The organism is uncultured Fibrobacter sp. (genome assembly GCF_900316465.1).
GTDB lineage: Bacteria > Fibrobacterota > Fibrobacteria > Fibrobacterales > Fibrobacteraceae > Fibrobacter.
The window spans coordinates 128838-139523 of the sequence record NZ_ONDD01000001.1 but is presented as its reverse complement, the minus strand read 5'-3'; the positions used below and the strand labels follow the sequence as shown (position 1 = coordinate 139523).

Genomic DNA, 10686 nt, shown 5'->3' with positions numbered 1-10686 from the left:
AAAATGCTAGATTGAGTTCCAAATGAAAAAGTATTCCGCTCTTTATTTTTCAGTAGGCTTGGTGGTCATCCTTGCCCTGATTATTCTTGTTTTTGGAATATTCTTCTTAAACGAGAAGGACCCTCGCGAAACCTTTAACACCTACTATCTCCGATTTACCCAGGTGAGTACCTTGGTGCTCGATGACCCCGTCAAGGTAAACGGCGTGAAGCTCGGTAAGGTCGAGTCAATCGACTTAGCTGGCCACCGCGTGGTGGTAACCATTAGGCTCCGCACCGACGTGAAAATCCCGAAGGATTCCGAAATCCGCGTGCAGAACATCGGTATCATGGGTGAACGCCAGATCGGTATGATTCTGGGTGATTCGACAAGTTACTTTGCCCCGGGCGATACCATTACGGGCCAGTTCGATGCCGGTATCGCCGAAGCTCTTGGTCTTGTGGGCGAGGTCTGCGACTCGACGAAGGTGCTTCTGGAATCGGTCAAGCAGGCTTTGAACCAGACGATTGTGAACCCGGAATTCCAGGAACGCTTCAGGACGCTACTCGAAAAGGCCGAAAAGCTTGAAGACCGCGTGCTTGTGATGCTGAATACGGCTGACCCGCAGCTTAGGAAGAGCCTTGAAGGCTTGAACCAGGTGACGGTCAAGGTGAATAACTTGATTGATGGCGTGAAACCGCCGATCGACAATATGTTCGCAAACACCGAGAAGGTGATGGGCAACGCCGACAAGTTGCTGGGCGAACTGGAAGAAGTGACTAGCCATTTGGATGAACTCGTCGTGAAGGTCCAGAAGAAGATTGAGTCCAAGGACAACACGGTGGGTATCTTGCTGAACGACCGCACCCTGCATGACGACTTGGTCAAGACGGTTCATTCGGCGGACAGCTTGGTGCGCATTATTTTACAAGATGGTCTAGACATCAACGTGGATTTTTTCTGAGGAAAACAATGATCGAAAAAGCATTGGTGGTAACAAACAAGTTGGGAATACACGCAAGGCCTGCCGGGATGATAGTCGATATCACCGGCCAAGCCAAGAGCGATATATCCATCGTGTTCGAGGGATCGAAGGCAAATGCCAAGAGCATCTTGAATGTGATGATGCTTGCTATTCCTGCAGGTTCCGAAGTTAAATTCGAAATTGATGGCGAAGACGAAGAACAGGTCGCGTCTCAGTTGGAAAGTCTGTTTAATGACCACTTCAACGAAGAACCCTGTTAAAAAGCCGGAACAAGTCCGTACGGTTTTGACGGGCGTTCCTGCATCCCCGGGCTTTGCCATGGGATGTGTTTTTCCGGTTACCAACCGGAAGATTTCGGTGGTAGAGGAGACTCTCCCCGAGAGCCGACTTGCGGACGAAGAACAGCTGTTTTTGAAAGCGGTCCACAAGACGGTCAAGGAAGTTTCGCAGATTAAGGAACTTTCTGAAAGTCGCACCGGGATGAAGGATAGCCTCATCTTTGCGACCCACCTGATGATTTTGCAAGACCCCACTTTGATCAATGGGGTGATTGAAAAGGTTCGCAAGGGCCACAAGAATGCCCGCTGGGCGGTGCATGTGGTCTTGGGCGCCTACATCGACAAGTTTGAACAAATCGATTCGCCTGCCATGCGTGACAAGGCGGCCGACCTGAGGGACGTGTACAACCGCTTGATGGCGGCCATGGAAGATTCCGGACCTGTGCTCGAGGATGTGGCTACCGAAGACGGCGTGGTGCTTGTCGGGCATGAACTTTTGCCTAGCCTTTTGATGTCGATCAAGCCCGGCCAGGTGGCGGGGCTTGCGATGGATACCGGTGGCCGTACGAGCCACGTGGCCATTTTGGCGCGCTCTCTCCAGATACCGTTGGTGTCTGGCCTTAGGAATTTTGCGGCTCAGGTCAAGACCGGCGACACGGTGATTGTCGACGGCTCGAGCGGCCTAGTCATTATCAATCCGAACCAGGATGACGTCAAGGATTTCCATGCAAGACAGGAAGTCTTCGAAAGACAGCGCCGTGAACTATTCACGATGCGCCAGCTGGAACCGATGACGCGCGACGGCAAGTACATTACCCTGCATGCAAATATTGAACTTCCGTCGGAATCGGAAAAGGTGACCGACTTCGGTGCGACGGGTATTGGCCTGTACCGTTCTGAATTTTTGTTCTTGCGTAACGACGCTCCCACTCAAGATGAACAGCGCGATGCATACCGCTACATTCTTGAGACCATGTACCCCTGCCCGGTGACGATTCGTACCTTGGATGCCGGCGGCGACAAACTGGTAAGCGGCATTACGGCGGTGAACGAATCTAACCCGTTTATGGGTTGGCGCTCCATTCGTGTGTGCTTGGATCGCGAAGATATTTTCTGTACGCAACTCAAGGCTTTGCTCCTTGCAAATACCAAGGAAAACTTGCGCCTGCTGTTGCCCATGATTTCGGGCATGGCAGAACTCCGCCGCGCAAAGGCCTGCATTGCAAAGTGCCGCAAGGAACTTGAGGAAAAGGGCAAGAAAGTCGCGAAGGTAAAAATCGGCGTGATGATCGAAGTGCCTGCCGCAGTGATGATTGTCGACAAGCTCGCTAAAGAGGTGGACTTCTTTAGCATCGGTACGAACGACCTTGTGCAATTTACGCTTGCCGTGGACCGTACGAACGAATTGATTACGGATATGTTCCAGCCGCACCATCCGGCGGTGCTCAGCATGATTTACCAGACGGTCCAGGCGGCGCACCGCGAAGGAATCCCTGTGGCGGTTTGCGGTGAAATGAGCGCGGACCCGTTGAGTGTGCTGTTGCTGGTTGGCCTTGGAGTTGACGAATTGTCGATGACTCCGTGGAGTGTGATGTCCACAAAGAAAATTATCCGCTCGATCAACTTCGAAGATGTGCGCGATTCTGCGCTTACGGTGTTGCAGATGGACGATGCTGAAAGCGTGAATGCCTTTATGCGTGGCAAGTATGCCCAGACGATTCGCGACTTGGGTATATCGAGCTTCGTGGGGCAGGTGGATAACAGTAAGAAATAGATGGAATGAGCTTGCCGCGGATTCGCTTTGCGGTAAAGCTCCCTGCATGAAGGGCCGAAGGTTCTTGAAAGCAGGCTTTAGGAGAAAATATGTGTAGGATTGTTTTGTTGGTTGTGTTTTTAGGCGTGTGCGCATTCGCGGGTTCTACGTCTGTGGCGCCGAGTCCGCTTCCGTCGCAAGCGACTGATAGCTTGATTGCGTCGATGCCGTTTACGCCCCCTAATCCGTACGAGGCTTTGGAACAGGTTGCGCCTTCGCAGTTCCAGGATGTGGTGGTGCGCTATGACCGCCTGAAGGCTTTGAGCGAAGACAAGGCACAACCCAAAAATGTCCGCGACTTTGCTCGTGCAGCCCAGTTCTTTTATAAGGAACAGTGGGACAGTGCCTACTTTGCTTATGATTCCTTGCGTGGTCGCGATGCCCAGTTAGATGGCTCCGTGATTTTGCGAATGGCCAAGTGCCTGTTCAAGCTACGCGACTACAAGAACATGCGCGTGGTGCTCGGACTGTACAAGAACCTGGATCAGGATGCTTCTTTTGACCGCGCTGCATCTAGGCTCCGTATTGAAGCGGCGATGGCCGACTCTTCCTTGAGTGACCGAGCCCATGCGGATTCGTTGAAGGTCTTTGTAGAAAAGTATCCGAAATCCGATGATGCGGCTGCCTTGCGTTATCGCTATGCCCAGTATTTGGAACAGTTCAAGCAGATGAAAGAAGCTAAGCGCATTTACTTGAGGCTTTTGACGAGTGCTTCCAATTACAAGGATTCTGCTTTCGCTGCCATTCGTAGACTCCGTAAGGTGCGCGGCGCTCCCGAGACTTTGGAAGAAAAGGTGGCTTATGCCAAGATGGCTTGCGCCAAGGATAATGCAAATGAATGCTTGACGCTATTGGATTCCATTCGCATTTTGGATTCCGTGCTTGTTTCGCTTTCGCCCGAAGCGGCACTCCCGCCGCCGGAAGATTCTTTGCAGAAAAAGCTGGCGCCGAGTTCGCTTGACATAAATACCCGCATTGCTTTGTGGGAAAAGCGCGCTGTGACCTTGCGTACACTCAAGCGCGATGATGAATCCATTAAGCAGTTCAAGTTCTTGCTGGATTCTGTAGAAGCTCGCCCCTTGTGGATGCAGTCGATTTTGCGCTTGTACCGCAACAACGCCGGTCGTTACGAAAAAGAAATCCGCAAGATGGATGCCGCTTTGCAAGATGCAAGCCAGTTCAGCAAGGAAAACGCCAACAACTTGTGGGTGAAGGGCTTTGAATACGAACAGAAAGAAATGTACGATAGCGCCATTGTGTGCTACAAGACTCTTTCGCACAAGCGTTTCAAAAACAATATCAAGCGTCAGTGGGCTAAGTTCCGCATAGGCTTTGTTTACTTTAAGCAAGAAAAGTGGGAAGAAGCGATTCCGGCTTTGATTGAAGCGACCAAGGAACCGTTCCTGTGGAGTGGTAGTGGCGCTCGCATGTTCTTGGGTGATGCCTACATGAGAGTCGGAAAGGATTCCCTTGCCCGCGAAGCTTACCTCGATTGTATTCGCGATTTCCCGCTTGCGTATTACGCTCACCGCAGCCGCATGAAGCTGGTGGGCTACAAGCTGATGGCTGAAAAGGATGTGCCGTATGCGCATGGCGTGCGTATGGCGCCGGAACAGACTCTTGCTTGGGTGCGCGCCTCGCAGAAGATGGGCAAGCCCGATACGACCTACAATCAGGAACGTTACAACCGCATTCGTACGCTGTTCCAGTATGGCTTTAGCGAACAGGCTTTTGCCCTTTACGACGAAGCCCGCAAAAAGAATGCGAAACGTTTGGATTTCTTGTATGAATACGGCAAGCTCTTTTACGAGATGGGCGAAACCGCTGCCGGGTATCGCCTCGCTCGTCAGTTCCAGAATAACATTGATCGCCGCCGCCTGATGGCCCCGCCTATCGATGTGCTGCATTACCTGTTCCCGATTCCGTATATGGACCAGGTGAAGTTCCATTCCGGCGACCGTATCGATCCGTTCTTTGTGTACAGCGTGATGCGTCAGGAATCGATTTTCAACTTTGAAATCATGTCGCCGGCGGGTGCTTGCGGACTTTTGCAGATTATGCCTGCAACGGGCAAGATGCTTGCCGAAAAGGAAAACCTGCCGACGTTTGAACCGCGACAACTGTTTAATGCCTACATGAACATTCGCCTGGGTATTCGCTACTTGGTTGACTTGAAGGCTGAATACAATGACGACTACATGTATGTGCTGGGTAACTACAATGCAGGCCCCAAGCCCACGAAGCGTTGGCAGGCGGCAGGCGAGGGCAAGTCTTGGGACGTGCGTGCCGAAGACATTAGCTATTGGGAAACCCGCGACTACGTAAAGCGCGTCATGGGCAACTACTGGATTTACCAGGAAATCTACGATAGGCTTTGATCGATGCTTTTCCTTCTTTTGACAATTGGGCCGGCGTTCCTTTTTGCCTGCGGAAACATTCTCGAAAAATCGGGCGTGTCTACGGTGGGTAAGCGTACGGGCGGTACTTCGAAACCTTGGGAATTTTTTAAGGGCGTTGTCACCAATAAGTTCTGGTGGCTTGGCATTTGTTGCTCGGGTCTTGCGACGCTTGGCTACTACATTGCCATGGCCCGCTATGACTTGAGCCAGGTTCAACCGATGATGGTCTTGAACCCGGTGCTTACGGCTCTCATGGGTTTCTGCATTTTAAAAGAGGCTTTGACCAAGCGCATTGTGATTGCGATTTGCTTTGTTGTGGCGGGCCTGTTGTACTCTGTCGAAAACCTGGGCGAATCTACGGCCATGCAGAATATCGGAATGCTGTGGGCGTATGCCGGCGGCCTCTCTGCCGTGACGCTTGTGGCGCACTTGTGGGTCAAGGACCGCGAAATGGTGGATTCCTTGATCATGGGTGTCGGCTTTGGGCTTTCCGCCGCATTCTACAAGAGCCTTGCCATGGATTTTGACTTGGACCACATCGAACTTTCGTCTGTAGCGAACGTGCTTTTGGATTTTAGGACGCTTGGCTACATTGCGACTTATAGCATTGCTTTCTTGTATTCACAGGTTTCGTTCTCCCGCGGTCGCGCGCTGTTCATTATCCCGTTCAGTGCGGCTGTTGGTGCCGCGGTGCCGACTTTGGCCGGCGTGCTCGTGTTTTCGGAAGCCTTCCCATTGGGCAAGGTGATTTCGGTGAGCCTCGTGCTGATTGGCGCTTGCCTCTTTATTGTGCGCCGCCCTAGAAGAAAGAAAAAGAAATCGGCTTAAGAAAAGCTTATTATCCGCCGATTGTCGGCCTTTTAATATATATTCAATACATGGTGTGTTGGCGTTTTTTCTCGTCTTTGGTTTGTAAGGCCGGAGGGCCGTTCTCTTGCATATTGTTGCTGTCGGCTTTGGCGCTCTCGGCATGTTCCGACGATTCATCAAGTTCTTCTAAGTCTGAACCGGATGTTCCTGCAAATGATTCTACGGCTGTCGATAGCGTAACGCTCCGATTTGTGGGTGGCCCGGTCATGTTTACCGAGGTTGACCCGATTAATATTGTTTATGAAGACCACGAGGGTGGCGATGCCGGCTGGGTGGAACTTTTCAACACTTCGGCTGATACGGTAGATTTGTCGGGCCTGTATTTGACCGATTCGAAAACGGATCCGTTCAAATGGAAATTCGGTAATGTGAAAATGGCGCCGAATGCATTCTTGCTGGTGTTCATGTCGGGCAAGAATTACCCTGATTATGTGTTGCCGCATGATTCTCTTGACATGATTGGACCTGGTTGCTGGACATGGACCGATTCGCAGAATGACCCGCCGGGTTATAGCTATGCGGACCCTTTGCCGGGCAAGAAGGAAAACTGCTTTGGCGCAAAAGGTGGCAGCCAGTTTGGCGCCGTCATGAAACTTGGCGAGAATGAGGAACTTGGCTGGTCATCGATTGCGGTGTTCGTGGGAACCGGAAGTTCTGATAAGGACGACGTGCTCGATATTTCGGCGGCGAATGAAATCTTGATGCAGGCCTACATTACCAAGGATCGCAAGGTTTCTTTCAGACTCACGCAGCCCGATATTGATGACTGGAAAGGTTACGAAATCGTGTTTACGGGTACGGGCGATTCTTCGACGGTGTACCGCGCGGCTCTCCCGACAGGGACGACGTTCCCGGACCTCAAGAATATTTACGGCACGCGCATGAGTCCCGAGGCGAATGAATCGCAAGAGGTGACTGTTAAAGTTTTTAGCTATATCGCCCGCAATCGCGGACATGAACCGCATGCGGGTTTCAAGATTTCTGAGGCGGGTGGGCGCTTGTATTTGGTGAATGCCGATACGGCGATTGTAGATTCTGTTGCATACCCTGAAATGCCTGTAGGAAAAACTTGGAGCTTCGGAACGTTTGCCGATGGCACAAATGGTTTTGGCTTTGGCGACGCTTCGCCCTATGGCCTTGTGACGCAGCCAGTGGTGCAGTCGCGCTCGCCGGCGGTAGATACCTTGGCTGAAATTCCGTCGTCAGGCTTTTACGACAAGGCTTTTGTGATTGCCTTGCCTGAAAGCGCGAATGTGCGCTGCGAAAAGGGCGGCCTTGCGCCTATGGCAGAGTCTGCAGTCGCGACGGCGCTGACGATTGAATCGACTACGACAGTTCGCTGTGCTGCTTTTGAGGCGGGCAAGCTTCCGGGCGAAGAACTGGTGCGCACGTACGTTTTTGACAAGGCGCCTGCAGTCCCGGCGGTGTTTTTGACGGCGGACCCGAATTCGCTTTTTGATCCGGATTCGGGAATCTATATGGAAGGAAATTTTGCGCAGGATAAGGCGCCTCATTACGGTGCGAATTACTGGCTTGACAAGGAAATCCCCGTGGCGGTGGAATTCATGGAGCCGGGTGTGAATGAGCCCGCATTCGTAAAACGCGCGGGTCTCAAGATTTTCGGAAATTACAGCCGCCAGAATGACAAGAAGTCGGTGTCGATTACCTTCCGCGAAAAGTATGGCGACAAACGTTTGCATTACAGCCTGTTCCCGGAATTTCCGGAGCTGAACAAGTTCAAGGTTTTCATTTTGCGTAATAACGGAAGTAATTTCGGCAACGACTACATTCGCGACCGTTTGGCCAGTTCGATTAGCGAAGGCTTGGGTGTGGATTACCAGCGCGGTCGATTTGCGGTGGTTTACTATAACGGTGAATATTATGGCATCCATAGCATTCGCGAGCGTTCTACCGAGTACTACTTTGAAACACATTATGGGCTGAATCCTGACGATATTGATTTGCTTAAAGCGGACAATTCCGTGTCGGCGGGCTCTGCTGTCGATTACGTGGCGCTGATGGATTGGCTTGAACTCAATAGCCTTGAAAACGAAGACAATTATGCCTATTTGGCTTCTCAAATCGATGTTGACAACTTTATCAATTATATGCAGACCGAAATGTATGCGAATAACCGCGACTGGCCGGGCAACAACCTGAAGAAGTGGCGTAGCAACAATCCGAAAACTCAGTGGAAATGGTTCCTGTACGACATGGATTTCGGAATGGGGAACGGTTACAGTGAATACACGAACAACATCTTTGAATTTGCCGCGGCAGAAGATGGTGAATCTTGGCCGAACGGCCCTGAGTATACGCAGTTGTTCCGGAGACTGCTTGAAAATTCCGGATTCCGTACCGCATTCGTGAACCGCATGGCGGTGCTGTTGAATATGAATTTCTCGAGCACGCGCGTGCTTGCCCGTATTGAACGCATGATGTCTGAAATCGAGTCGGAAATTCCGCGCGATCAGGAGCGTTGGAACTTGAATGCGTCAAGAATGGACCGTCAGCTTGAAGACATCAAGAGCTTTGCGCAGGACCGCCCGGGGGTTGTGTACGATGAACTGCGTGAATATTTTGAACTAGGGCGTCCGATTGCGTTGTCTCTTTCGGTAAGCGGACCGGGTGTAATAAACGTTCACGGACTGAAAATTGATTCGTATCCGCTAGTGGTCAATTTCTTTGAAGGGCTTTCCGTGATGCTTGAGGCTGTGCCAACTAATGGTGGCGTTTGGGCGGGTTGGAGTGATGGCGTAATGGAGCAGACGCGTTATGTGTCCCCGGGGGAAGTGGAAACCTTGACCGCCGTTTTCAAGTGAGTTTCTTTAACTCAATTTTACATTGGAATCTTTGCTGCTTTCACCGCGAACATATGGTGAACGGAAAGTGCTAATATAAACCTTACGAATGTGCACATCGGGGTTTTCTTTAGTTATAATCAAAGTCAGAAAGGCGGTATTTTGCTAAATTTGGGCACATTATGAGTTACAATACCAAGATTCTTTGCATTGGCGCGGGCTATGTCGGTGGCCCCACTATGACTGTTATTGCCGACAAGTGCCCTGATGTGAAAGTGACTGTGGTTGATATCAACCAGGCCCGTATTGACGCTTGGAATAGCGACAACCTCCCGATTTTTGAACCCGGTCTTGATGACGTTGTGAAGCATGCCCGCGGCCGTAACCTCTTCTTTAGCACCGATATTCCCTCTGCCATTAAAGAAGCGGACATTATCTTTGTTTCTGTGAATACCCCGACCAAGACTTTTGGCCACGGCGCCGGCAAGGCCTCTGACTTGCAGTATTGGGAAAAGACCGCTCGCAATATCTTGGAAATCGCCGACGAAGGCAAGATTATTGTGGAAAAGTCTACGCTCCCGGTGCGTACCGCTGCCGCCATGGAACGAATCTTGAACTCTAATGACAAGGGCCTGCACTTCGAAGTGCTGTCTAACCCTGAATTCTTGGCCGAAGGTACCGCCATTAACGACCTTTTTGAACCGGATCGCGTGCTTATCGGTAGTCACCAGACCGAATCCGGTCTTGCCGCCTGCCAGAAGCTGGTGGATGTGTACGCCCACTGGGTGCCGCGCGAACGTATTCTTACGACGAATCTTTGGAGCTCTGAACTCACGAAGCTTACCGCAAACGCCTTCTTGGCCCAGCGTATTAGCTCTATTAACTCGATTAGCGCCCTTTGCGAAAAGACTGGCGCCGATGTGGACGAAGTCGCATTCGTGATGGGTAAGGACCGCCGTATCGGTCCCAAGTTCCTGAAGGCTTCTATCGGCTTTGGCGGTTCTTGCTTCAAGAAAGATATTTTGAACCTCGTGTACCTGTGTGGCTATTACGGACTGCCTGAAGTGGCCGCTTACTGGGAATCGGTGGTGAAAATCAATGAATGGCAGACCCACCGCGTGGTGGACCGCATGCTCGAGACCATGTTCAACACGATTGCAAGTAAGAAGATTGCCGTGTTCGGCTTTGCCTTCAAGGCAAATACCGGCGACACTCGTGAAAGCCCTGCAAATCTTGTTGTGCGTGACCTGCTCGCTGAACATGCACTGCCGGTCGTTACCGATCCGAAGGCTATTCCTGATGCCAAGCGTGACTTGAAGGATGTGCTTGACCAGGTACAGTTTGAGGAAGATCCGTACAAGGCTGCCGAAGGCGCTCATGCCGTGGTGGTTTGCACGGAATGGAAGTGTTTTGCTGAACTGGATTGGAAGCGTATATACAAGGGTATGGCCAAGCCTGCCTTCGTATTTGACGGCCGCAATATCTTGGATGCCGATGCTCTTCGTGAAATCGGCTTCGAAGTATCCAGTATTGGTAAGGGGAAAGCGGAGTAAAGTTTTTC

The 10686-nt window shown here is 51.3% G+C and carries 7 protein-coding genes; all 7 read left to right on the top strand.

Features of this window, described 5'->3' with window-relative positions; translation table 11 throughout:
* The first annotated feature begins 22 nt into the window (after nucleotides 1–22).
* Entirely contained in the window at nucleotides 23–943 is a 921-nt protein-coding gene (locus QZN53_RS00460; RefSeq protein WP_163436674.1) for an MlaD family protein, read from the top strand.
* An 8-nt stretch (nucleotides 944–951) separates the two neighbouring features.
* The gene (locus tag QZN53_RS00455) at nucleotides 952–1224 is read left to right on the top strand and encodes an HPr family phosphocarrier protein (protein WP_073319470.1); all 273 of its coding nucleotides are present in this window, start codon (nucleotides 952–954) and stop codon (nucleotides 1222–1224) included.
* Nucleotides 1196–3016, top strand: a complete 1821-nt coding sequence (gene ptsP / locus QZN53_RS00450; protein WP_163436672.1) for a phosphoenolpyruvate--protein phosphotransferase — start codon at nucleotides 1196–1198, stop codon at nucleotides 3014–3016. The genes QZN53_RS00455 and ptsP overlap by 29 nt, the downstream gene beginning before the upstream one ends.
* A gap of 89 nt (nucleotides 3017–3105) precedes the next feature.
* Nucleotides 3106–5433: a lytic transglycosylase domain-containing protein gene (locus tag QZN53_RS00445; protein ID WP_294650788.1), complete on the top strand. Its 2328-nt coding sequence runs from the start codon at nucleotides 3106–3108 to the stop codon at nucleotides 5431–5433.
* An 18-nt stretch (nucleotides 5434–5451) separates the two neighbouring features.
* A complete protein-coding gene (locus QZN53_RS00440; RefSeq protein ID WP_294650787.1) occupies nucleotides 5452–6282 on the top strand; it encodes an EamA family transporter in 831 nt (276 codons plus the stop codon).
* A 50-nt stretch (nucleotides 6283–6332) separates the two neighbouring features.
* On the top strand, nucleotides 6333–9146 hold the full coding sequence (locus tag QZN53_RS00435) for a CotH kinase family protein (protein ID WP_163436668.1): 2814 nt from the start codon (nucleotides 6333–6335) through the stop codon (nucleotides 9144–9146).
* Between the two features lie 161 nt (nucleotides 9147–9307).
* The gene (locus tag QZN53_RS00430; protein ID WP_163436666.1) at nucleotides 9308–10678 is read left to right on the top strand and encodes a nucleotide sugar dehydrogenase; all 1371 of its coding nucleotides are present in this window, start codon (nucleotides 9308–9310) and stop codon (nucleotides 10676–10678) included.
* Nucleotides 10679–10686: the final 8 nt, after the last annotated feature.

Coding starts and splice junctions, on each gene's coding strand:
- QZN53_RS00430 (WP_163436666.1), top strand. CDS start 9,308: ATGAGTTACAATACCAAGATTCTTTGCATTGGCGCGGGCTATGTCGGT.
- QZN53_RS00455 (WP_073319470.1), top strand. CDS start 952: ATGATCGAAAAAGCATTGGTGGTAACAAACAAGTTGGGAATACACGCA.
- QZN53_RS00435 (WP_163436668.1), top strand. CDS start 6,333: ATGGTGTGTTGGCGTTTTTTCTCGTCTTTGGTTTGTAAGGCCGGAGGG.
- QZN53_RS00445 (WP_294650788.1), top strand. CDS start 3,106: ATGTGTAGGATTGTTTTGTTGGTTGTGTTTTTAGGCGTGTGCGCATTC.
- QZN53_RS00460 (WP_163436674.1), top strand. CDS start 23: ATGAAAAAGTATTCCGCTCTTTATTTTTCAGTAGGCTTGGTGGTCATC.
- ptsP (WP_163436672.1), top strand. CDS start 1,196: ATGACCACTTCAACGAAGAACCCTGTTAAAAAGCCGGAACAAGTCCGT.